This is a genomic window from Rothia sp. HMSC073B08 (assembly GCF_001812975.1).
Lineage (GTDB): Bacteria > Actinomycetota > Actinomycetes > Actinomycetales > Micrococcaceae > Rothia > Rothia mucilaginosa.
Genome location: NZ_KV811086.1, coordinates 14,138 through 36,666, shown reverse-complemented (window position 1 = coordinate 36,666; position 22,529 = coordinate 14,138). Strand labels below are relative to the sequence as shown.

The 22,529-nt window shown below is 56.1% G+C and carries 17 protein-coding genes and 1 tRNA gene; 14 read left to right on the top strand and 4 right to left on the bottom strand.

What is annotated here, in order from left to right; translation table 11 throughout:
- The 4 genes from HMPREF2884_RS08245 to HMPREF2884_RS08230 form a co-directional block, all read left to right on the top strand.
- The coding region (locus HMPREF2884_RS08245) for an S-layer homology domain-containing protein (protein ID WP_210398951.1) at nucleotides 1-339 on the top strand (339 nt) is incomplete at its 5' end.
- Between the two features lie 368 nt (nucleotides 340-707).
- Complete coding sequence (locus HMPREF2884_RS08240) at nucleotides 708-2,276, top strand: S-layer homology domain-containing protein (RefSeq protein ID WP_070616704.1); 1,569 nt, start codon at nucleotides 708-710, stop codon at nucleotides 2,274-2,276.
- Nucleotides 2,277-2,551: 275 nt separating this feature from the next.
- Complete coding sequence (locus HMPREF2884_RS08235; RefSeq protein WP_070616702.1) at nucleotides 2,552-4,123, top strand: gluconolactonase; 1,572 nt, start codon at nucleotides 2,552-2,554, stop codon at nucleotides 4,121-4,123.
- Between the two features lie 340 nt (nucleotides 4,124-4,463).
- Nucleotides 4,464-6,092 (top strand): S-layer homology domain-containing protein, encoded by a 1,629-nt coding sequence (locus tag HMPREF2884_RS08230; RefSeq protein WP_070616700.1) that lies wholly within the window; start codon nucleotides 4,464-4,466, stop codon nucleotides 6,090-6,092.
- A gap of 119 nt (nucleotides 6,093-6,211) precedes the next feature.
- On the opposite strand, the gene HMPREF2884_RS08225 is transcribed toward HMPREF2884_RS08230, so the two are convergent.
- Complete coding sequence (locus tag HMPREF2884_RS08225) at nucleotides 6,212-7,144, bottom strand: Nif3-like dinuclear metal center hexameric protein (RefSeq protein WP_049357589.1); 933 nt, start codon at nucleotides 7,142-7,144, stop codon at nucleotides 6,212-6,214.
- A 98-nt stretch (nucleotides 7,145-7,242) separates the two neighbouring features.
- Between HMPREF2884_RS08225 and msrA the strand changes: the two genes are divergently transcribed.
- The 10 genes from msrA to HMPREF2884_RS08175 all read left to right on the top strand — a co-directional run bounded on the left by msrA (nucleotide 7,243) and on the right by HMPREF2884_RS08175 (nucleotide 16,214).
- Nucleotides 7,243-7,764, top strand: coding sequence for a peptide-methionine (S)-S-oxide reductase MsrA (gene msrA, locus HMPREF2884_RS08220; protein WP_049341410.1), 522 nt, complete (start codon nucleotides 7,243-7,245; stop codon nucleotides 7,762-7,764).
- 213 nt (nucleotides 7,765-7,977) lie between these two features.
- Nucleotides 7,978-8,742: a DUF6318 family protein gene (locus HMPREF2884_RS08215; protein ID WP_070616697.1), complete on the top strand. Its 765-nt coding sequence runs from the start codon at nucleotides 7,978-7,980 to the stop codon at nucleotides 8,740-8,742.
- 140 nt (nucleotides 8,743-8,882) lie between these two features.
- The gene (locus HMPREF2884_RS08210; RefSeq protein ID WP_083309691.1) at nucleotides 8,883-9,677 is read left to right on the top strand and encodes a DUF6318 family protein; all 795 of its coding nucleotides are present in this window, start codon (nucleotides 8,883-8,885) and stop codon (nucleotides 9,675-9,677) included.
- A 263-nt stretch (nucleotides 9,678-9,940) separates the two neighbouring features.
- The gene (locus tag HMPREF2884_RS08205) at nucleotides 9,941-10,693 is read left to right on the top strand and encodes a DUF6318 family protein (RefSeq protein WP_070616695.1); all 753 of its coding nucleotides are present in this window, start codon (nucleotides 9,941-9,943) and stop codon (nucleotides 10,691-10,693) included.
- A gap of 250 nt (nucleotides 10,694-10,943) precedes the next feature.
- Entirely contained in the window at nucleotides 10,944-11,696 is a 753-nt protein-coding gene (locus HMPREF2884_RS08200; RefSeq protein WP_070616693.1) for a DUF6318 family protein, read from the top strand.
- A 39-nt stretch (nucleotides 11,697-11,735) separates the two neighbouring features.
- Nucleotides 11,736-12,536, top strand: a complete 801-nt coding sequence (locus HMPREF2884_RS08195) for a DUF6318 family protein (protein WP_070616691.1) — start codon at nucleotides 11,736-11,738, stop codon at nucleotides 12,534-12,536.
- Between the two features lie 106 nt (nucleotides 12,537-12,642).
- Nucleotides 12,643-13,413 carry a DUF6318 family protein gene (locus HMPREF2884_RS08190; RefSeq protein ID WP_070616689.1) on the top strand — a complete coding sequence of 257 codons (771 nt, stop codon included), beginning with the start codon at nucleotides 12,643-12,645 and terminating at the stop codon, nucleotides 13,411-13,413.
- A 192-nt stretch (nucleotides 13,414-13,605) separates the two neighbouring features.
- Nucleotides 13,606-14,316, top strand: coding sequence for a DUF6318 family protein (locus HMPREF2884_RS08185; protein WP_070616686.1), 711 nt, complete (start codon nucleotides 13,606-13,608; stop codon nucleotides 14,314-14,316).
- Nucleotides 14,317-14,490: 174 nt separating this feature from the next.
- Nucleotides 14,491-15,195: a DUF6318 family protein gene (locus HMPREF2884_RS08180; RefSeq protein WP_070616684.1), complete on the top strand. Its 705-nt coding sequence runs from the start codon at nucleotides 14,491-14,493 to the stop codon at nucleotides 15,193-15,195.
- A gap of 173 nt (nucleotides 15,196-15,368) precedes the next feature.
- A complete protein-coding gene (locus HMPREF2884_RS08175; protein WP_070616682.1) occupies nucleotides 15,369-16,214 on the top strand; it encodes a DUF6318 family protein in 846 nt (281 codons plus the stop codon).
- Nucleotides 16,215-16,641: 427 nt separating this feature from the next.
- Here HMPREF2884_RS08175 and HMPREF2884_RS08170 read toward each other — a convergent pair.
- From HMPREF2884_RS08170 to HMPREF2884_RS08160, 3 genes are all read right to left on the bottom strand, one after another.
- Nucleotides 16,642-16,714, bottom strand: a tRNA-Glu gene (locus HMPREF2884_RS08170).
- A gap of 297 nt (nucleotides 16,715-17,011) precedes the next feature.
- On the bottom strand, nucleotides 17,012-19,219 hold the full coding sequence (locus tag HMPREF2884_RS08165) for an LPXTG cell wall anchor domain-containing protein (protein ID WP_070616680.1): 2,208 nt from the start codon (nucleotides 19,217-19,219) through the stop codon (nucleotides 17,012-17,014).
- Nucleotides 19,220-19,797: 578 nt separating this feature from the next.
- On the bottom strand, nucleotides 19,798-22,529 hold a 2,732-nt coding region (locus tag HMPREF2884_RS08160; protein WP_070616678.1), incomplete at its 5' end, for a DUF5074 domain-containing protein.

Genomic DNA, 22,529 nt, shown 5'->3' with positions numbered 1-22,529 from the left:
CCGGATGTGAAGACTGACGACCCGAACTACGCCGCCTACGTGTGGGCTCGTCAGAAGGGCATCACCTTCGGCTGGTCTGATGGTAAGTTCCACGCGGATGCCGGCATTTCGAACGCTACCGTTGCGGCGTTCACCTACCGCGCAGCGGGTTCCCCGGCTGTTTCTGGTGTTTCTTCGTTCACGGATGTTAATCCGAGTTCCGCCTTCTACCGTGAGATTCTGTGGTCCACTCAGCAGTATGTCATTACTCCAGATTTCGGTGCTTTTAACGCGACGGACCTGGTGAATCGTGGTCAATTGGAGCAGATGCTGTTCAATTTCCAGAACCGCGCTCAGTAGAACGGTGCCAGATAGAATCGCGCTAAGTAAGGCAGCCTAGTTCTAAGCTGAATACCCCGTGTTCCCGAATGGTTTTTCTATTCGGGAACACGGGGTTTTCTATGCCCGTTTTCTCTGCTTTTTTTCTGCACCTATTTTTGGGTGCTCGCGGAATCATTGCGGCACAGAATTCAAAACTTTCAACTATTCCTTGAGATTTCTCGCGACTTCTCATTAAGGGTTTGATATGCTGAGGCTACCCCCAAAACCGACGGGGATAATCAACGAACTTCTTATTGGGTCAGCGCAACTTCGACGGTGAAGAATCGGCCGGAAATCATCCTGCAGGAATTGCCAACATCCAATGGGACGTACCATAAGGATGCTTTATGTCCTCATTTCCGAGTTCTAAGTCTTCATTCCGCCGTGCAACGCAGGGTTGTTGCGCTCTCATGTTGGCTGGCGCGATGGTTCTGCCGATGACTCCGGCGCTGGCTCAGGATACAGCACCGGTCACTAACATTTCTGTCCCTAACGCACCGGTTGCCAATACCGCTTCCCCGGTTTCTCAGGACGTCACGGATGGCCCGTCTTTCACCATTGATTATGGGGAGGGTGCGGCTTTGTACACCGATGAGTACAACGAAATTACGGTGAGGGGCACCGGTCTCACCAAGGAATGGCGTAAGCAGCACGGCGAGGCAGTCCTTTATATTGCCGCTACAAAAGATCGTCCTGGTAACACTAACCCTTCAACGTCGGTGCTTTTCTTTGGAGAAGGTTGGCGTTTCCCTATTGCCGATGACGGCACTTTTGAGGCAAAGCTGAGGATTAGATATGGCGACCTGGATACTTTCTACGACCCCATCCGTTATGATGCCCCGAATTTCCGCTGGGAAGAGGTGCGTTATGAGATTGGCATCCTCACTGTGCCTGAGGGGCAGCCCTGGCCAACCATTGAGGATATTTGGGCTCGTAAGAACGTGGCTATCCACCAGCCGATATATGCCCGTCGCCATCCTAAAATTATCGGGACCCATTGGAGGTACGATGCCCTGAAGGACACCGCGAAAGATCAGGAGGTGATGATTGAGGGTGAGGGTTTCAGCGCGAATGAACTCCCCGGCCGTGAGGGTGTCATGTACACGATTCGAGAGAAGGGCACCGGCACCCCCGTCCTGCTCATGAGCGAGATGGAGCGCTACTACGATCGTGGCAATGGCACACTTCAGCTGTGGGGAAATGCTGTTTACAAAACCATCAAAATTCCCGCGAACACTCTGGATCCGTCTAAGCAGTACGTCCTTGAAGCATGGAGCGACTATGGCTATGTCAGCCAGACGGATAAGACTCTGATTACACCGATGGTGGGATACGCGCCGGAGCACCGCGGTGTCCTTATGGGCCGTCAGGACCTGAAGTTTGAAGGTCTTAAGGAATTCACGAATGTATCTTTACCCAAGCCCAAGTATAAGCACCTCTTCTCAAAGCTTAGCGATGAGGAACAGCAGCAGCGCGCTACTCGCGGTGAGCTAGCTGCAGCACTGTACCTTCAAGCTGGCGCCCCCAAGGTGAACCTCCCGGCAGTCTCCCCGTGGCCGGATGTAAAGACAGACGACCCGAACTACGCTGCGTACATTTGGGTTCGTGAGAAGGGCATCAGCTTCGGCTGGTCTGATGGTAAGTTCCATGCGGATGCAGGTATTTCACGCGCTACTGTTGCGGCGTTCACCTACCGTGCAGCAGGTTCCCCAGCTGTTTCCGGTGTTTCTTCGTTTACGGATGTGAATCCGAGTTCCGCCTTCTACCGTGAGATTTTGTGGTCTGCTCAGCATGGTGTCATTAACCCGCAGAGGGGTATTTTTGAGGCGACCACGATGGTAAATCGTGGTGAGCTGGAGCAGATGATGTTCATTTTTCAGAACCGCACTGACTATGGTGGGCTGGTTCTAGTCTGAGTCATAACCCCGTGCATCCTGAGAGTCTTCTTCTCACCGGGTGCACGGGGTTCAGCTTTTACCGGCTGATCAACCTGTGAAACGCCTCAAAACTTTCAAGCTTCCCTTGAGTGTTCTCTGACATCTACCTGAGGGTTTGATAGGGTGAAAATGTCCCCGCAACCGACGGGGCTTTCAACCACTTTTCTCATAGGGTGTGTGCAGATTCAACGGCGAATTCCCTACCCGCCGTTGAGCCCGCAGAGCCCTGCGAGAAACAACTTTAAGGATGTCTTATGTCCTCGCTTCCGAACTCTAAGTCTTCATTCCTCCTCGCGGCTCGGAATTGTAGCGCTCTGGCGTTGGCTGGCGCGATGGTTCTGCCGATGACTCCGGCGCTGGCTCAGAATGCAGCTCCTGCCGCTGATGCCGCTGTTGCTGCCGCTACCCCACAGGTAGCCGACCAGGACGCTGCGGCTACCCCGACCCTTGAGGTTTCCATCCCTGACGGTTACAAGTACGACGGCGTGAACCCCTCCCTCGTCACGACTGAGGGCGGTACCATCCATGTGAAGGGTGCGGGTTACACCAAGGAGTGGCGCGCTCAGCACGGCACCGTGGCGCTGTACATTGCTCCCGCGAACTACGCGCCCTCCGGCTACGAGATTCCGACTTCGAAGATGCTGCGCTTCGTGGAGGGTCAGGACTTCACCATTACCGATGACGGCACTTTTGAGGCTGATCTGAAGGTTGAGGCGTACAAGCTTGCTGCCTACTACTTCATCGATGATGACAACTTCCACGACCCGACCGGCGGCACCAAGTACGATGTCCTCTACGAAATTCGCGTGGTTGCTGAACAGAAGGATCAGAAGCCGCTGACCGCTCAGGAGCTGTGGACCAGCAAGAACGTGGTGAGCACCCAGGTGCTGAATACTATGGGCGAGAAGCCGGCGCCGTTCGCACCGCGCCTGGGTTACAACGCTGTGACTGACCCCGCAAAATCACAGGATCTGAACGTTGGTGGCCAGGGGTTTAACGGCGATATTCACTCCGTTAGGGGCGTTCAGCTCGTGGTTCGTGAGAAGGGCTCGAACACCCCGGTTCTGGCAACCAGCGACATTATCGAGTTTGACCACCCCACCCAGTCTTCGGCGTACCGTGATGGCAACCTGAACGGTACCGTGAATCTTCCGGCAAACACTCTGAATGCTTCGAAGAAGTACGTGATTGAGGTCTGGGCTAACGACGGTTACGGCAATAACGGTAAGCTGATCGCACCGGTCGTGGGCAGGTCCACCAAGGGCCGCGGTACCCTACTCGCATGGCAGGACCTGGACCTGAACGGCACGAACGGTTATAGGGATGCTAACCTGCCCAACGCTCAGGACCCCAATGAGAACGATAACCAGAACCCTGATCCTTCCGACGAGAAGCTGGAGACCCTCGCTACCCGCGGTGAGCTCGCAGCTGCCCTGTACATTCAGGCGGGCACCCCCGAGGTGAAGCTGCCTGAAACTTCTCCCTGGCCGGATGTGAAGACCACCGACCCGAACTTCCCCGCGTACGTGTGGGCTCGTCAGAAGGGTATTACCTTCGGCTGGTCGGACGGCAAGTTCCATGCTGATGCAGGCATTTCGAACGCTACCGTTGCGGCGTTCACCTACCGTGCGGCTGGTTCGCCCGCGGTTAAGGGCGACTCCCCGTACAGTGATGTGGCTCCCGGTTCGGCGTTCTACCGTGAGATTCTGTGGGCTCAGCAGAACAAGGTGGTGCTGAACGCTAACGGCGCTTTCGATGCTCAGTACATGGTGACTCATGGTGAGTTGGAGACTCTGATTGAGGCGTTCCAGGCTCGCGCTAAGTAAGGTCGTTTAGCCCGCCCGCATCCCCCTCGGGTTTTACCTTGAGGGCGCGTGCGGTGCATCGGATAGCTCTCTGGTTCCCCGTGCTCCCGAATGGTTTTCTGTTCGGGAGCACGGGGTTCAGCTTTTAACAGCTACCGCTGTATGAGATTTCTCGAAACCTTAAAGTATTCCTTGAGTGTTTCCTGACAATCGTTCAACGCTTTGATAGGGTGAGGATATCCCCGAAACCGAGGGGGATTTTCAACCACTTTTCTCATCGGGCGTGCGCAGATTCTGCGGCCGATTCCCAACCTGCCGGTAAGCTCGCGCGGCCCCGGAGAAATGACCCTAAGGATGTCTTATGTCCTCACTTCCGAACTCTAAGTCTTCATTCCTCCGCGCGGCTCGGAATTGTAGCGCGCTCGCACTGGCGGGCGTGATGGTCCTGCCGCTGACCCCGGCGTTAGCCCAGGACGCAGCGCCCACCGCAAACGCGCCCGTTGCTAACGCACCGACTGCCAATACCCCCGCCCCTGCAACTCAGGATGTCGCGGATGAGCCGTCTTTCACCGTTGTCTATGAGGATTACTACTACCAGGACGGCCGTGACGTCTTCGAGCAAGAGGGCGACGGCCTGTACACCGGTGAGGACAGTAAAATTACGGTTCTGGGCACCGGCTTCACCAAGGAGTGGCGCAAGCAGCACGGCAAGGTAGTCATCTACATCGCGCCCGAGGAGAACGTCCCCTACAACGCCCATCAGGTGACCGATACCCTCTTGCGGTTTGAAGAGGGCAAGGACTTCACCATTGACGATGACGGCACCTTTGTCGCCCCGCTGAAGGTTGAAGCTAATACTTTGCCGAGTTACTACACTCTCACGGAGTATTTCCCGGATATGACTCTGGACAAGGTGCGTTACGAGGTTGGCATCCTTGCCGAGCCCGAGGGCCAGCCGCAGTCAACCGTTCAGGATATCTGGGCTCGCAAGAACGTTGTGACGCATCACGGTCTGAGCACCAATGATTATCACTTCGACACCTTCGCACCTAAGTTGAAATACGACGCTTTGAAGGACACCACGAAGGATCAGGAGCTGCTGATTCAGGGTCAGGGCTTCGTAGGGACTGACATCCCCGGCGTTGAGGGCATGATGTACGTCATTCGCGAGAAGGGCACGGGTTCCCCCGTCCTGGTTATGAGCGAGATGAAGCGTTACGTCCACGGTGATGATGAATACGAGACGGGCCTGGAGGGAGGCTTCGCTTTCGTCAATCTCAAGATTCCCGCGAACACGCTGGATCCGTCCAAGCAGTACGTCATTGAGGCGTGGAGCGACTACGGTTACCCCAGCAAGACGGATAAGACTCTCATCACGCCGATGGTGGGTTTTGCCCCGGAGCACCGCGGCGTTCTTTTGGCGCACCAGGATTTGAAGTTTGAGGGTGTCCAGCGGTTCACGAATGCTTACGTACCCGTAGAGGAACGTATGTACTTTTCGACATCGCTGAACGACGAGGAACAGAAGCAGCCTGCCACCCGCGGTGAGCTGGCTTCCGCCCTTTATGAGATGAAGGGCAGCCCCAAGGTGGACCTTCCTGAAGTCTCTCCGTGGCCGGATGTGAAGACGGACAATCCGAACTACGCCGCCTACATTTGGGCTCGTGAAAAGGGCGTTACTTTCGGCGGACCTGACGGAAAGTTCCACGCGGAGGACGGTCTCACGAATGCAACCGTTGCCGCAATGATTTACCGTGCGTCTGGTTCACCGGAAGTATCGGGTGTTTCATCCTTCCCGGATGTTACGCCGGATTCCGCGTTCTACCGTGAGATTCTGTGGGCTACCCAGCAGAATGTTATTACTCCCGAGACCGGCATGTTTGAACCGAATCATGCTGTGACCCGCATTGAATTGGACTGGATAACGTTCTATTACTGGCATCGTGTTATGCACCCTACCACTACCGGCCTGTATCGCATTGCTAACTAAGTAGACCGAGCCGGTTCTAGCCCGGGCACCTCGTCACAACGGACGGGGTGCCCGGGCTCTTACGCATTGAGGGAATCTGCGCGGATTCTTCTAGAGTTCTCTCCCCTAGAATTCTCGCCCTAGAGTTCCCATGCGGGGGCTGCGGCGGTGCTTGCCGAGTGCGCGTCCTGACCGGTTGCCACGCCGGTGGAGACGGTGAAGTCCCACGGGTCGGTGTTCAGTGCGGACAGCTTCGTTTCGATAGCGAAGCCGCGCTCAGCGAGCAGGGCGCGCAGGCGGTTTGCCGCCGACTGCAGCCAGAGGGATTCGCTAGCTGCATGGGAGCAATCAATCAGGGCGATGTTGCTACCGTCAACTCGTGCGGTCTCGCGGAATTCGCTGGCGGGGTGGTGGCGCAGGTCGGCGGTAATGTACACCTGCGCGTCAGTGGCGCGCACAGCGTCGAAGAGGGAGTCACCGGCACCACCGCAGAGGGCGACGCGGCGGATCGGCTGGTCGGCGCGTCCGGCGATGCGCAGGCCACCGGCGGTTGCGGGCAGTGCCGCTGCGAGGCGTTCTGCGAGCTCCTTGAGGGTGATTTCTTCGGGCAGGGTGCCGAGGCGGCCGGTGCCTACCGAGTGTTCCTGTTCGTCGAGTACCTGGGTTTGTGCTTCGGTGAGCGGTTCGCGGTCAATCAGGCCGATAGCGTCGCAGAGTGCTTCGTTCACGCCTTCAACGGCGGCATCGGCGTTGGTGTGCGCGCCGAGCAGGCCGCATCCGCCTTCGATAAGGGTGTGCAGTACATTGCCCTTGTAGTCGCTGTCGGGGATGAACTTTGCGCCGCGTAGCAGTAACGGGTGGTGGGTGATGAGTAGCTGCGCGCCTTCGGCTACGGCTTCTTCAGCGGTGGCGGTGAGGGCGTCTACTGCGAAGAGGACGGTGCTCACTTTAGCGGCGCCACGTCCGGCGACGAGGCCGGATGCGTCCCATCCGGCGGCGAGCTGCGGCGGGAAGAGCGTGTGGAAGGCGTCGACGACTTCTGCGAGGGTGGGGGTTTCTAGTTTTTCAGTCATACCTCTATTGTGGCAGGTGGCGCGGCGGCAGCTCAGGAATATTATGCGGCTCGGCGGTGTTCTTCAGGTAGTGTGGTTTTATAGTTCAAGGAGGAATCATGACTGATGTTGTTCTTGCCGGCGGCTGTTTCTGGTGCCTGGATGCGGTGTACCGCCAGTTCCGCGGGGTTGAGGAGAGCGTCTGCGGCTACACGGGCGGCGATACTCCCGACCCCGATTATCGTTCGGTGTGTTCGGGTGCGACCGGGCATCAGGAGGCGCTGAAGCTCAGCTTTGACCCGCAGGTGATTGACCTGGATACGGTGCTGGATATTTTCTTCACGAGCCACGATCCGACCAGCTGGGATCGTCAGGGTGCGGATACCGGTTCGCAGTACCGTTCGGTGCTTTTCTACGCGGATGAGCAGCAGCGTGAGGCATTTGAGCGTGCGGTGGCGCGTGCTCAGCAGCTGTACCCCTCCCCCATTGTTACGGAGATTAAGCCTCTGGGTGTGTTCTATGAGGCTGAGGATTATCACCAGAATTATTACGCGTTGAATCCGGCGCAGGGTTATTGTGCATTTGTGGTGAGCCCGAAGGTGGCTCACGCGCGCCGTAATTTTGCGCATCTGCTCCGTTAACTACTCTGCTAGCCGGTGGGCCCGGTTCAGCCGAGGCGTATTACGTTGTTCACCCCGTAGCTGTCTTTTGTTGTGTGGCAGCTATGGGGTGTCTTCATATGCGCCCGACTATTTGTTATTCGCCGGTGCTTTACGGTTGCTATAAGGTGCGCCCGGTATGATGGGGGTGTCGACTCACTCCCCACATCCGTTGACCTCACCGAAAGACTGCTGATGACTAGCCCCTCTTCTAAGCCCGTCGCCTTGAGCCGCCGCGCCGTGTTGGGTGCGGGCGGTGTTGGTCTTGCCGCTGTGTTGTCTGCGTGTGCGCGTACGGTGCATCCGCCGGTTGATGCTGCCACCTCTGAGTCAGCGAGCGCGAGCCCCTCTGCTTCGTCGACGTTGCCGTCTGCGAATAAGTCGTATCAGGGTAAGGTCACGTTCGATAACTTTGAGAAGAACGGCGAGTATGTGCCTGCCACGGCTGAGAAGAAGGCGCAGAATGTGCCCAAACCGATTATGCCGGAGAAGGTGCAGGAGCTGAGCATTGACGGTATTTATGCGCTGATTGGCTATTGGATTTCTAGCTTTAATTATTTGGCGTTGACGGGTGATATTGAGCCGTTGAAGAAGACGGATCCGAGTAGCGAATACTATAAGGAGCTTGAGCCGATGGTTAAGCTCTATGAGACGGGTCGCGGCTGGATTTACGATACGAGTGAGCCGATGTCTGTGTACCTGTTGACGGATACTCCCACGCAGGTTGAGGGCGACCGTATTCGTTATTTCTGGCGTGCTCGTTCCCTGGTTGATCAGAATGCGAAGAGGCATCTGACGGAGGGTGATAACCGCGATAAGTCGCTGGCTAGGGCAGAAGATTCTCAGGGTCAGGCGATGAGGATTGTTGTGGAGTATAAGGAGGGTGCTTGGTTTATGAGTACCCAGAAGGATAAGGATGCTGGTAAGAGCTCGGGTTCTGCGAGCACTTCGGCTTCCTAGTGCGCTAATTGCAGCTTTTTAGACCTTTCTTCGCAAAAGGATATAAGTAGTAACATTTGATATCTATATGCGTGTTTACGGTATGATATGGGTGTCAACTCACTCTATTTCCTTTGTTGACTTCTTTTGAAAGGCTGATAATGACGAGCCCTTCCCCCATATCTACCCGTGTGAGCCGCCGCGTGGCGCTGGGTGCAACCGGTGCCGGCGTACTGGCGGCATTGACTGCGTGCGCTAGCGATATTCGCCCACTGGCTGATGGTAGCGCGTCCAGCTCTCCTTCTGCTTCTGCAAGTGCTTCTGAAAGCGCATCCGCGAGTGCCTCGGCTAGCGCTTCAGCCTCTGCTTCTTCCGGCAAGTCCTACAAGGGACTTGTGAAGTTCGATAACTTCGAGAAGAACGGCGAGTACATTCCTGCTACGGCTGAGAAGAAGGCGCAGAATGTTCCCAAGCCCCTCGTGCCGAAGAACATGAACGAGCAGAACGTTGATGGCTTGTACGCGTTCATTGGTTACTGGCTGGCGAGCTTTAACTATGCGCTAATGACGGGTGATACTGAGCCGATGAAGAAGGCTGACCCTGCAGATGTGTATGTTACGGATTTCCAGGAATTTGCGTATATGTACGAGAATGATCTGGGTTGGATGTATGGTGTGGATACCCCGGTTACTATTGAGCTGATTACTGGTTCGCCTCAGAAGGTTTCCGGTAGCACTACCCGTTATAACTGGCCGGGTTACATGAACGACAGCCCTGATGCGAAGATCCATCGTGAGGGCAAGTCTGACGTACCTTTTAAGACGGCTTCTAGCCCGAACGGCCAGCTGATGAAGGCTGCTGTGGAGTACAAGGATGGTAAGTGGTTTATGCTCACCGGCGATGAGGACTCTTCTTCGAAGGCTTCTGACTCTTCCTCCAGTTCTTCTTCTGTATAAGATTCTCGTCGTACTGAATGAAGACATAACAGTTTGAGATGAGCTTCTCCCCCGCCCGCGGTAATGCACCGTGGGCGGGGGTTTCTTTTGTCAAAAACCCAGGGAACACTCAGGGGGAAACCCTGCGGGTGTTCGGGGTCGACTGAGAGTGCCTCGGGTACGCTTAACGTATATACATTGACGTACTACATATGGTCTTTACCTGCAGGTTTGAGCCTCGTGCTGACGGCTTTGTGGGTGAAGGATCTGACGAAGGACTTCCGATGATTACTTTCTTCACTCGACGTACCGCTCTGGGTGTTGCTGTTGCGGGTGCACTTTCTGCGTTGACTGCGTGCGCTAGCGATATTCGCCCGCTGGCTGGCAGTACCGGCTCGGCTTCTCCGTCGGAGGCGGCGACCACCTCCGAATCTGCGTCTGCATCGGCGTCTCCTTCTGCTTCGGCGTCTGCGAGTGCTTCTGTAGCCTCGGGTCTTCCGTCTTCGGGTAAGTCCTATAAGGGTCCGATGAAGTTTGATAGCTATGAGAAGACCGGTGAGTACGTTCCGGCGAGCGCTACGCAGATGGCTCAGAATATGCCGAAGCCTGTTCCTCCGGCGAATATGAAGGAGCACAGCGTTGATGGTGCGTATGCTTTCTTGAGTTTCTGGCTGGCGAGCTTGAATTACCTCATGATGACGGGTAACCCTGGTCCAATTGAGATCGTTTACCATGATGGTTACGGCTGGGAGAAGTATCCCAGCACGATTAAGCTGTATGCGTCGGGTTTGGGTTGGGTGTACGGTACGGAAACTCCGTATATTGTTGAGCTGCTGACGGATGCGCCCCGTGAGGTGCCGGGTAGCAATAATACTCGCTTTATTTGGGAGGGCTATTCCTATATGGATCCCAAGATGATGCGGCATTACAATGGTCAGCCGGAGAAGGCGACGAGCGCTGATGAGTCGAAGAAGAAGGTGGCGAGGTTCCGACTGGATTACAAGGACGGCAAGTGGGAGTTGTCTAGCGCCGCATAGTTGCCGTATTGCTGAAGGTTCCCTCGCATGCTGACTTCTCATGATGGAAGACCCCGCACCTGGTAAAACGCTGGGTGTGGGGTCTTAATTTTCTGAACATTCGAAGTGGTCACGGGGCTATTTGGTGGCTCTCGGGTAACCTTAAAGGTGTATACATTGACGTACTGATAGGTCTTTACAGGGCGTCTACGCCTGCTCTGGCGCACGGTGTTTTTATCTGTTCTGTATTGGTTCCAACGAAGGGCTTCCGATGACTACCTTCTTCACTCGACGTACTCTCCTGGGCGTGGGTGCGACCGGTATTCTTGCAGCGCTGACTGCGTGCGCTACTGATATTCGTCCGCTGTCGCAGGGCTCGGGTGGTTCCTCTGGTTCGGCTTCTAATGCTGCTTCTGGCGCTACTTCTGGCGCGGCTTCCTCTTCTGTGAGCGCCTCGGCGTCACCTTCTCCTACCGATGATCACACGCCCGGCTCATACGTGGGCCCGATTAAGTTCAATAACTACGAGCGGAGCGGCACCTACATTCCGGCGAGTGCGGAGGCGCCGGCGCAGAACGTGCCGAAGCCTCTTATCCCGGAGAAGATGAAGGAGAACAGCCCCGAGGGTGCTTACGCTCTGATGGGTTATTGGCTTGCTTCCCAGAATTATCTGATTCTGACCGGCGATGTTGAGCCGCTGATGAAGGCGGATCCTGCGAAGGCTTTTTTGAGGAACTCTAGGACCATGATTAAGCTCTACGAGTCGGGTCTGGGGTGGATTTACGGTTCGGATCAGCCGTACAAGATTGAGATTGCGGAGAATGAGCTTCAGCCGGTTGCTAATAAGCAGGACCGTTATGAATGGCTTGTGACTGTTGCTTATGATCCTGCCGCTAAGTACCACATTGAGGGTGAGCCTGACGCGACTATCGTTGAGGAGGAAAAGACGATTCCTCGCACGACGAAGTTCATCATGGAGTACAAAGAGGGCATGTGGCGCATGCTCTTGGACAATAACAGTTAAATTCCGCTCCTTCTGATACTCACTACTTAAGGATTTCTGATGACGACTTTCCTTTCTCGGCGTGCAGCCCTACTAGCTGCCGGTGCGGGCGCTATTACGATGCTGAGTGCCTGCTCCAGCGATATTCGTCCGTTGGCTGATAGCTCCCCGTCTGCTTCTGGGGAGGCTTCCTCTTCAGCAAGTTCTAGCGCCTCTGCTAGCCCCTCCACTTCTGCTAGCTCATCCTCTGCGGATGGTTCTTCTGAGAAGTCTTATCTGGGGCCGGTAAAGTTCGATAACTATGAGAAGAAGGGTGAGTACGTCCCCGCGGATGAGACGCACAAGGCGCAGAATGTGCCCAAGCCCCTCCCTCCGGCGAATATGCATGAGAAAACCATTGATGGCGCATACTCTGCCTTTAGTTTTTGGCTTGCCAGCGTCAACTATCTGGTGCTCACCGGTGACGATGAGCCGTTGAAGCAGGCTGACCCCTCCGGCAGGGATGTGAAGTCTTTCCATGATTACGTGACTTTTTATGAGTCCAATGAGGGGTGGTTTTACGGTTCGGAGCATGCGCTTCAGGCTGAGATTATGACCCCGCAACCTGAGAAGGTATCGGGTAGCGACTCCCTCTACTACTGGCGTATCACGCTATCCAAGGACTCTAAGGCGATGATGCATGTTGAGGGTAAGGGAAACAGGCCTATGTACCAGAACACTTCCATGGAGCCTGAGCTTTCCGACCTGAAATTGTCGTATCAGGACGGCAAGTGGTTCACTTACCCCACCAAGGTACATGGACAAGGCTCTGCGAGCCCGAGCACCAAAGCATCCGATGAGGCTAACGCTAAGAATGCCTAGAGCATCTTTGCTGAGTCCGTCTTAGGGGCGGGGATTCACCTCGCTTACAGGCGCATAAGATTTATGGCTTAGGCCCATGACCCTACGCACTACTTAAGGATTTTTCATGGCAACTTTTCTTTCTCGACGTGCCGCACTAGCGGCTGCTACCGGTGCCGGTGCGGCTGTAGCGCTGACTGCCTGCGCTAGCGATATCCGCCCGCTGGCTGATAGCTCTTCTTCTTCCGGTGAGGCTTCACCTTCGGCAAGTGCTTCTGAATCTGCGAGCGCATCCGCCTCGGCATCTGCTTCAGCGACTGAGTCTGCTAAGAAGTCGTACAAGGGCACGGTGAAGCTCGACAAGTACGAGAAGAACGGCGAGTACGTTCCTGCCACGGCTGAAAAGAAGGCACAGAACGTGCCGAAGCCTGTTGTTCCGGAGAAGATGAACGAGGCAACCGTTGAAGGCATGTACCAGTTCCTCAGCTACTGGCTGGCGAGCTTCAATTACATGTTTATGACGGGCGATTACGAGCCGCTCAAGAAGGCTGACCCGTACTCCCGCTATGCGAACGAGGGCAGCAATGCTGTTATCATCTACTCTTCCGGCAGGGGCTGGGTATACGACACGGATGCGCCGGTTACCGTTCAGCTTCTGACCGACGCCCCGAAGAAGGTCGCGGGCGGACCCAACCGCTACGATTGGCTCGGACGCATCATCTATGACCCCAACGCGAAGATCCACATTGAGGGTCAGGACCCCGCTCCCCTAGTCGATGGATCCACTAAGAGCGAGGCAACCAACTTCGCGGCGGACTACAAGGACGGCGCGTGGTACATGCTCAGTGATGAGGATGCTGATGCATCCTCTTCCGAGAAGAGCAGCGCTAGCGCCTAAAACCCGCCTCTAAGCGGCTGGTTCTAAAAGTGAGGGAAGCTCCCGTATGCAGTTGAGATTGCATGCGGGGGCTTCCTCTTTACCTACGTGCGGTGGCGATGTTCCCTTAAGCGTTCATGAGCGGACTTTGAACATGCGTCAGTTCCTTCGGGTACGCTTAAAAGTACACTGACAAACCGTTTAGGGGTTCTCATGCCTACCTTCGTTACTCGCCGCACCGCCCTGGGCGTTGCTACCGCTGCCGCGCTCGCCTCCCTGACTGCCTGCGCAAATGATATTCGCCCGCTGGAGGACCCGAGCGTAGTTGACCCGATGCGCCCCTACAAAGGTGACTTGAAATTCAATAGCTACAAGTCCACCGGAACCTACCGCCCCGCAAGCACCACGAAGAAGGCGGAGAACCCGCCCATGCCCGTTCCTCCCGAGAACATAAAGTCAAAGACGATCTCGGGCATGTATGCGGCGCTGGGCTACTGGCTCGCAGCCCTGAACTATCTGACGGTTACCGGCGACGCTGCCCCGTTCAAGGACGTGGACCTAGACGGTATCTACGTACAGAAGATGAAGATATACGTAGACTTGTACGCGAAGGATGAGGGGTGGATGTACGGCACCGATACGCCGCTCTTGGCTGAGCTGATCGAAGAGACTCCACAGAAGGTTGACAATGAGCAGTACCGTTGGAAGGGTATTGGCCGTAACCATAAGGCCGCCGTTCTCCATTACGTACCGGAGGACAGGGATATTCACATTGCAGATACGAGCGGCAGCTCTGCTAATGATGAGGTCACTTTTGTGTTGAATTATCGGAACAATACGTGGATGGTCACCATTGAGACGAAAAGCTCTTCGACAGCTACCCCCGACTCCTCGGGCGGAAGCAATTCTGGCCTCAACGTTTAGGATGCAGTGGCATAGACACCGACACCACGTACGCCTAACAAACAGCACTTTTCGTTAGCTAACGCATTTTTTGTAGTATTTTCCCAGGTTTAATACCCAAAAAATCATAAACATATCCAAATACACTAAGGTACTCTGAAATAGATACACCGATAATCTATTGAAGGGTACCTTATGTCCACCTTCGTGACCCGACGCGCCGCCCTTGGCATCGCCGCCACCGCTGCGCTCGCCTCCTTGACCGCCTGCGCCAGTGATATTCGCCCGCTCAGCGACCCGAGCACGCCCGAGGAACAGCGCTCCTACAAGGGCGACTTGAAGTTCAACGGCTACGAATCACGCGGCACCTACGTTCCCGCAACCAGCTCGAAGAAGGCGGAGAATCCGCCCAAGCCTGTCCCTCCTGCAGAGATGAAAGCCAAAACGACGGAGGGCATGTACGCTGCCATAAACTACTGGTTGGCTTCTTTCAATTACCTTATGATTACCGGCGACATTGAGCCGTTTAAGGCTGTGGATATAAACCGAAATGATATCTACAAGGCCGAACCTTTCGTCGAATTTTATGAGAAGAACACTGGCTGGGTGTACGGTACTGATGCGCCGTTCTCAGCAGAGCTGACCGAGGACGCTCCGCAGAAGGTTGACGAACAACAGTACCGCTGGCTGGGTGTTGGCCGGTATAACAAGGAAGCAAAGATTCACTACACAGATGGCAGGGAACTCACCATGGCCTCATTGAGTAGCGGCCCCGGTGATTATGAGTTCTTCTTTATCTTGGAGTATCAGGATGGTGCCTGGACGGTTCGGAATGAACCAGCCAAACTTACAACAAGCTCACCCAACTCAAGCGCGAGCAGCTCCGGCGCCCCCGTTTAGAACCCCGGCCATATCGTAGTCGTGCGAAAATCTCTGTGCCCCGTGTTTTTCGTCATCTACCGCCGCTTTTACGGCGTTGAAGGCGCACACAACATTGGGCTGGCCGCTCCCCTGCGATATTCTGGAATTAGTTCAATACCGGCACATACTTTATTCACCTCAGAAAGAGCCCCATGTCTACCATGTATACCCGCCGCACCGCCCTGACCGCACTGGGTCTGGGCACTGCCGCGCTTCTTGCCGCATGTTCCTCAAAGTCCTCCGAATCTTCAGCAACCGCGAGCGCATCCGCACCCGAGTCTTCGGCATCCGCGAGCGCTACCGCATCCGTCTCCCCCACCGCGGAGGCAACCACCACCATTGAACCCGGCCCCAGCATGAAGGGTGAGGTCGTTCTTGCCGACTACTCCTCCACCGGCACTTTTGAGCCCGGCACCAAGGAGCACAAGGCAGTGAACGTCGCGATTCCCGTGGAGCCGGCGAAGCTGCGTGAGAACAGTGTTGAGGGTCTGCACGCGTTCATTGCGTACTGGCAGGCTACCCTGAACTACCTGCTGCTGACCGGTGACGGTGCACGCTTCACGAACATTGACCACACCGGCGATTACTCGACTGTGGCTGAGTTCTTCCAGAGCATGTACGCTTCGGAGACCGGCTGGGTTATTGGTTCGGAGCGTCCGATGGTTCTGTCGTTGACTGCTGACCGCCCGACCAAGGATACCCGCACCGGCTACTACACTTGGGCAACCGAGATGGTGATTGATGGCGCTGAGGGTGCTGGCGTGTACAGCAAGACCAATGATCGTGTGCAGCCGCTGACTGAGGTGTTCAAGTACCCCGGTAAGCCGGTGGCTGGTCAGATTGTGGCGCATTACCAGGACGGCACTTGGCGTATGGTGCGTCGCGCTCCGGGTACTGCTTCTGCTTCGCCGGTTCCGTCGCTGAGCCCGAGCGCTTCGGCTGAGGGTTCTGCCTCTGCGGAGGCTACCACTGCTTCTGCTGAGGCATCGGCACAGTAGATTCCGGGTCCCATATACCGCTGAGAAGCCACATGTGTTTCGAGAAGCCACCATTATGGTTGCTTTTCGAAACACATGTGGCTTTTCGCTTTTATTCTTTCTTGAATAAAGACAGATATAAACAAAAAAGCCTTGATTCCGAAGAATCAAGGCTTTTTCCTAGTGTGACCCCAACCGGATGGGTACGGTGATGAGGGCGCATAATGCCGAGCGCGCGAGGGAATTCATTATGCGTCCGAATGCCACGCCGCAAGAAGTGGCGGGGCATGATGCCGAGCGCGCGAGGAAATCCATCATGCCCCGGAGTGCCGCGACGTAAGGAGCGGCGCCGTGAGAGGCTCACGGCGGCACCATAGAATCTGGGCTCAGTTTTGCCCGATAAACAAAGAAACCCTCAGCCAGAAGACTGAGGGTTTATTTCCTAGTGTGACCCCAACCGGATTTGAACCGGTGTTGCCGCCGTGAGAGGGCGGAGTACTAGGCCGCTATACGATGGGGCCATGAGATTTACATCTCTTTTACCAGGTCTCCCTGGCAACACATATAACTATACAGAGGTTCCCAGAAACAACCAAATCGAAAAGTGGTGAATTGAATCACATATTTTACACTTAGTGCAAGACCCCCGGCACAGACTCTTTTCCAGCTGCACCAGGCACTCCCCCGACTACCTCAAGCAGGCTGCCTCAAGCACCCGCCGCGCCTACCTCCAGCTCAATCAAGCACGACAGTATCAGGGCACAAAAATGCGCCCCGCACAGTGTACGGGGCGCATCCGCTCAAACTAGAGCAAGAAACTATGCCTTACGGCGGCGAAGCACCATCACAGCGGCACCAGCAATCAGCACAAACGCACCAACAGCAGCCAGACTCAGAACATTCTGAGCACCAGTCTTAGCCAGCGAGCCCTTGCTCTGAGGCGCAGACTTGGTCGCCGAAGCGCTCACCTGAGAATCCGAACCGGAGCCCTTAGACTGACCCTCAGACTTCACCGAAGAAGAGTTCTTCAGCGGCGCGGTCTTCGCGGTGGTTCCCAGTTGGTCGTTAGCTTCCTCAGCCTTCGACTGCTCACCCTTCGACTGTTCGCCCTTAGGCTGCTCAGCTGCCGGCTTCTTTTCTACTGCAGCAGATGCGGAAGGCGATGCCGAAGCATTGGTCGGGAATGCCGGCTCGTCAGCCTCGTCGCGATTATCTGCATTACCGGCATCCTTCGCATCGTTAACAATCAGCGAAACAGCCGAATCGTAATTGCGGTTGGTAGCCACATCAGAACCAGCGGTGACGGTACCGAGCATGTAGCCCTGGCTGTACTGCATGGTGTTCGCCGGAACACGCAGAGTTGCCTCGAAGGAGTACTTGCCGGTGCGTGCGTTGTAGACAAACGCGCTCGCAGGAACGACAGTGGAGACCTTCTGAATGTTTGCCAGTTCGCTATCGGTCAGTTTGTCGTAACCCATCGACCATTCGCCTTCCTTGACGAGGAACAGGCGAATACCTTCTGCCGGGGGCTTCTCAAAGTCGTAGCCGGAGACGTGGAAGGTGTAGGGGCGGGTAATGTCGACGGTGCCCTCAGCGAAGTTCAGGGTGGGGTCAATCAGCACTGCGGTAGCCTGCTTCGGGTAACCCTGGAAGGGAACCTTAGCGGGGTTAATGGTCGCGGTGGAGGTGAACTCACCCTCAGAAACCTCAGCGTAGAACTTCACGATGGAGTTCGGAACCAGCTTCTGCTGCGAGGAAGGAACAGCCTTGCCGTTACGATCCACGGTCGCCTTGGAGGTGTAGGTGTCGGTCATGGTGCCGTCGCCGGTCTTCGAGTTCAGCACGTAGGGCACAGCCGCGGTGGTGTTCGCGATATCCTGCTTGTCCACTGCAATGACGGAGCCATCCTCGGTGACGGTCAGATCGTTAGCCTTACCGCCGTTCATCTCAACCTCACCGATCACGCGGTCGGTCTTAGCGTCAAAGATAGCGATCTTGCCGGTACCGAAATCGGTCACGTACACCAGGTCGCGGTCCTCGTCGTTCTCCATGGACAGCGCCTGGGTGCCGAACTTAACGAACTTCTTGAACGCACCGGTGGTCAAATCGTAGACAGAGATACCGGAGTTCACGCCGTCCACGCCCTGCGAGGAGACGTAAATTTCGTTCTCGGAGTGGTCAATAGTGACGTCAGAGGGGCGGACTTCAACGGAGGAGTTCTCGCCGCGGGTCTGAATAACCTGCTCGGTCTTGAACGTATGAGTGTTGATTACGAAGACCTTGCCGCCGGTGCGCTCGGGCACATACAGCTTGTCGCCGTCAATGGTCATGTTCATGCCAATGTAGCGGGTACCACCGTTGGGGGCGCCTTCCAGCTGCAGCTTGGTAACCTCGAAGGTCTTCATGTCAATTGCGGACACATAGTAGCGGCCGGTCACGAACACCTTACCGGAGTTGTGATCCACCAGCACAGAGCGGGGGTGCTCAATCCAGTTCGGGTCACTCTCGGAGATACCGTGGTTAGTCCAAATCTGCTCCATGGTGCTCTGGTCGAACACAGACAGGGAGTTGTCGGTGGTGTTAGTAACCCACACGGTACCGGACACGTCATCAACAGTGATGCCATACGCGGAAATGTAGCCAAATTCGCCGTTCTTATCCAGCTCGAAGGGAAGCGCCGCCACTTCTTCAATCTGAAGAGTGTCTGCGTTGACACGAGCAATGGTGGAGGCGAGGTCGCCGCGGGCACCCACGCCGACCATCCAAATCTTGTTGGTCGCCTTAGAGTATGCAACCTGGTACTGGCCGGGCAGACCCTGGGTAATCTGCGCAACGGATGCGGAGGTGTCAACAACGCGGCTCAGCGATGCGGTGGAAGGAACCGAGGCGCTGGAGGAAGCGGTCTGATGTGCGGTATTCGGTGCTGCGAAGGAGGCAGGAATCATGGCTGCGCCGGAGATTGCGAGCGCAAGGGAGCCAACAGCGAGCCCCTTCAATGCTTTACCCGAGGAGGGAGTGAGGTTCAATGTGTGTCCTTCAAATGTGTAACGGAAGTGCTCACATGCCGCATGCGAATGCTAACGAGACACCCGTGAATATGCAGTGACATATTCGACGGCACGAAAAGCAGAAATGCAGGTAACGCATAAATTTACCTACCTTCTAATCCTCAGTGTTTTCCCAGGAAAATACAAGCAGCGACGTGGGTGTGTTTTGTGTTTTTATGCGTGACCCCCAAATTCGCCTTCAGTATCACGTGAAGGTTGAGGCGTTTCCGGGGTTTTTCCTTGCTCTTGCGGGCAAAAACCCTGGTTGCCAGGGGGTATTGTGATGCTTTTATATTTACACATTAATGTAAAAGTTTAGGTGAGGTGCATCTGCGATATTCACCACGGGTTACACATTTTCTCGACATTCAAAACCTATATTTTTACAAGCGTGTGCACATATATAAATATTTACTGTATAAGTTACCCAGAATAACCCCAAGCGGGCACACAAAAGGCGGGTACCCCTCCCCCAGATTCGAAGAATCCGAAAGAGAAAATACCCGCCTTCTCACGCGTTACATCGAGCATTTACGCCCGAAAACTAAACGCTACGCTTATGCCTTGCGGCGGCGCATCACCAGAGCAGCACCCGCAATCAGAGCCACAGAAGCGAAAGCAACCAGCGGCATCACAGCATTAGCACCGGTGTTCGCCAGAGCGCCACGCGAAGAGCCAGCCTGCGAGGAACCTGCGTCGCTCTTAGCTACCGAGGAGCCACCGCCCAAATTATCGGAGCCACCTGCAGAGGAGCCACCGTTCTTCACAGCCGAACCGGACTTATCAGCCTTCACAGCATCCGGAGCAGACTTGGAGTCCTGTGCACCGGTCTTAGAGTCAGACTTCGAATCAGACTGAGATGCCTGATCCTTGGAGGTCTGGTCCTTAGCCTCTGCGGTGTTCTCGGACTTAGCGTCAGACTTCTTATCCTCGGACTTAGCGTCCTCAGACTTCTTATCTTCTGCCTTCTTGTCCTCAGCCTTCTTGTCCTCAGCCTTCTTGTCCTCAGCCTTCGGGTCAGCCGGCTTCGATTCCTCAGCCTTCACACCGGTCACCGTCGGGTAACCCGCGAAATCCAGCGAAGTCGGGGTGATACCCACCGGAGCTGCGCTCGCGTCGGTGTCCTTCACGCCAACCTTGAACTTCAGAATCGAGTTAGCCTTCAGCTGCTGAACCGATGCGGGAACGTCGTTACCCTGGCGATCCTTGGTGGGCAGGGTGGTGTACTCGCTGGCGGTGGTGATTTCGCCGGTGGTGCCGTTGAGCACGTAGGGCAGGGTCACCTTCTCGTCGCGGTCCTTCTTGTCAACAACCAGTACGGAGCCGTCCTTGAGCAGGGTCACGTCGTTCGCGGCTGCGCCGTTCATCTCAACCTCGCCGATGACCTCGTCAGCACGGCCGTCGAAGACAGCCACCTTGCCGGTACCGAAGTCGGTTACGTACACCAGGTCGCGGTCCTCATCGTGCTCCAGAGCGAGCGCCTGAGTGCCGAACTTGACGAACTTCTTGAATTCGCCGGTGGTCAGGTCGTACACGGAGATACCGGAGTTGACGCCCTTCACACCCTGAGAAGAAACGTAAATCTCATTCAGCGAGTGGTCCACAGCAACGTCGGAGGGGCGAACCTCAACGGTGGAATCCTCACCCTGAGTCTGGATGGTCTTCTCAACCTTGAAGGTCTTGGTGTCCACGACGAAGAGCTTGCCGCCGGTGCGCTCGGGCACGTACAGCTTGCCGCCGTCGAGGAACAGGTTCATGCTGATGTAGCGGGTGCCGCCGTCGGGTGCGCCTTCGAGCTGAATCTTCTCAACCTGCTTGGTCTTCAGATCGATAGCGGAGACGAAGAAGCGGCCGGTCACGAACGCCTTACCGGACTCGTGGTCAACCAGAACGGAGCGGGGGTGCTCAATCCAGTTCGGGTCGTCCTTCTTCACACCCTCGTTGGTCCAGATGAGCTTGAGGGTCTGCTGGTCGTACACTGCCACGGAGTTGTCGGTGGTGTTGGTAACCCAGACGGTGCCGTCCACGTCATCAACGGTCACGCCGTACGCGGAGGTGTAACCGTACTGGCCCTTGTCGTTCTTCTTCACAGGCAGCTCGGCGAAAGCCTCGGTCTGCAGGGTGTCTGCATTCACGCGTGCCAGGGAGGAAGCGAGGCCGCCACGTGCACCCACGGTGGGCACGAACAGCTTGTGGTTCTTCTTGGAGTAGCCAACCTGGAACTGGCCGGGCAGACCCTGAATGATGTTCGCAACGCTACCGTTTGCGTCCACGGTGCGGTGTGCCTCGGTGGAGGGGGTGGTGGTGTCGGTTGCCTTGGTGGTCTTGGTGGCGGTTGCCGGGTAGCCCTGGAACTCGCGGGTTTCGGGGGTGACCTGCTTGATCTCGGAGTTGTCACCTGCGGTTGCGGTGACCTTGAACTTCAGGATGGAGTTCGCCTGAATCTCGGAGGTCTTGGCGGGAACCTCGTTGCCCTGCTTGTCCTTAGAAGGCTTGCTGGTGACCTGGCTGGAGGTACTGACGGTACCGGTGGTACCGTCGAGGACGTAGGGCACGGTTGCGGTTGCGCCAGCCTGCTTGTCCACAGCGATAACGGAGCCGTTGGGCAGTACGACCAGGTCGTTTGCCTTGCCGCCGTTCATGGCAACCTCGGCAATCAGCTTGTCCGCTGCGCCGCCGTCAATCACGCCCACCTTGCCGGTGCCGAAGTCGGTCACGTACACCAGGTCGTTGGCCTCATCGTTATCGAGCGAGAGCGCCTGGGTGCCGAAGGGGATGAACTTCTTGAACTCGTAGGTGGTCGCATCGTACACGGATACACCGGAGTTCGCGCCCTTCACGCCCTGGGAGGAGACGTAAATTTCGTTCTGCGAGTGGTCAATAGCCACGTCGGAGGGGCGAACCTCACCCTCAGCGTTGCCCTTGGTGTCGAAGCTGCTCTCTACCTTGAAGGTCTTGGTGTCGATGACGAAAATCTTGCCGCCGGTACGCTCGGGAACGTACAGCTTACCGCCATCAACCAGGATGTTCATGCTGATGTAGCGGGTGCCGCCGTCGGGTGCGCCTTCGAGCTGGATCTTCTCAACCTGCTTGGTCTTCAGGTCGATAGCGGATACGAAGAAGCGGCCGGTCACGAACGCCTTGCCGGACTCGTGGTCAACCAGAACGGAGCGGGGGTGCTCAATCCAGTTCGGGTCGGTCTCTGCGATACCCGCGGTGGTCCAGACCTGCTGCATCGTTGCCTGATCGTACACGGACACGGAGTTGTCGGTGGTGTTGGTAACCCAGA

What these genes read in the sequence shown, in the direction of transcription:
- HMPREF2884_RS08240 (WP_070616704.1), top strand. Translation starts at nt 708, where the DNA reads ATGTCCTCATTTCCGAGTTCTAAGTCTTCATTCCGCCGTGCAACGCAG.
- HMPREF2884_RS08235 (WP_070616702.1), top strand. Translation starts at nt 2,552, where the DNA reads ATGTCCTCGCTTCCGAACTCTAAGTCTTCATTCCTCCTCGCGGCTCGG.
- HMPREF2884_RS08230 (WP_070616700.1), top strand. Translation starts at nt 4,464, where the DNA reads ATGTCCTCACTTCCGAACTCTAAGTCTTCATTCCTCCGCGCGGCTCGG.
- HMPREF2884_RS08225 (WP_049357589.1), bottom strand. Translation starts at nt 7,144, where the DNA reads ATGACTGAAAAACTAGAAACCCCCACCCTCGCAGAAGTCGTCGACGCC.
- msrA (WP_049341410.1), top strand. Translation starts at nt 7,243, where the DNA reads ATGACTGATGTTGTTCTTGCCGGCGGCTGTTTCTGGTGCCTGGATGCG.
- HMPREF2884_RS08215 (WP_070616697.1), top strand. Translation starts at nt 7,978, where the DNA reads ATGACTAGCCCCTCTTCTAAGCCCGTCGCCTTGAGCCGCCGCGCCGTG.
- HMPREF2884_RS08210 (WP_083309691.1), top strand. Translation starts at nt 8,883, where the DNA reads ATGACGAGCCCTTCCCCCATATCTACCCGTGTGAGCCGCCGCGTGGCG.
- HMPREF2884_RS08205 (WP_070616695.1), top strand. Translation starts at nt 9,941, where the DNA reads ATGATTACTTTCTTCACTCGACGTACCGCTCTGGGTGTTGCTGTTGCG.
- HMPREF2884_RS08200 (WP_070616693.1), top strand. Translation starts at nt 10,944, where the DNA reads ATGACTACCTTCTTCACTCGACGTACTCTCCTGGGCGTGGGTGCGACC.
- HMPREF2884_RS08195 (WP_070616691.1), top strand. Translation starts at nt 11,736, where the DNA reads ATGACGACTTTCCTTTCTCGGCGTGCAGCCCTACTAGCTGCCGGTGCG.
- HMPREF2884_RS08190 (WP_070616689.1), top strand. Translation starts at nt 12,643, where the DNA reads ATGGCAACTTTTCTTTCTCGACGTGCCGCACTAGCGGCTGCTACCGGT.
- HMPREF2884_RS08185 (WP_070616686.1), top strand. Translation starts at nt 13,606, where the DNA reads ATGCCTACCTTCGTTACTCGCCGCACCGCCCTGGGCGTTGCTACCGCT.
- HMPREF2884_RS08180 (WP_070616684.1), top strand. Translation starts at nt 14,491, where the DNA reads ATGTCCACCTTCGTGACCCGACGCGCCGCCCTTGGCATCGCCGCCACC.
- HMPREF2884_RS08175 (WP_070616682.1), top strand. Translation starts at nt 15,369, where the DNA reads ATGTCTACCATGTATACCCGCCGCACCGCCCTGACCGCACTGGGTCTG.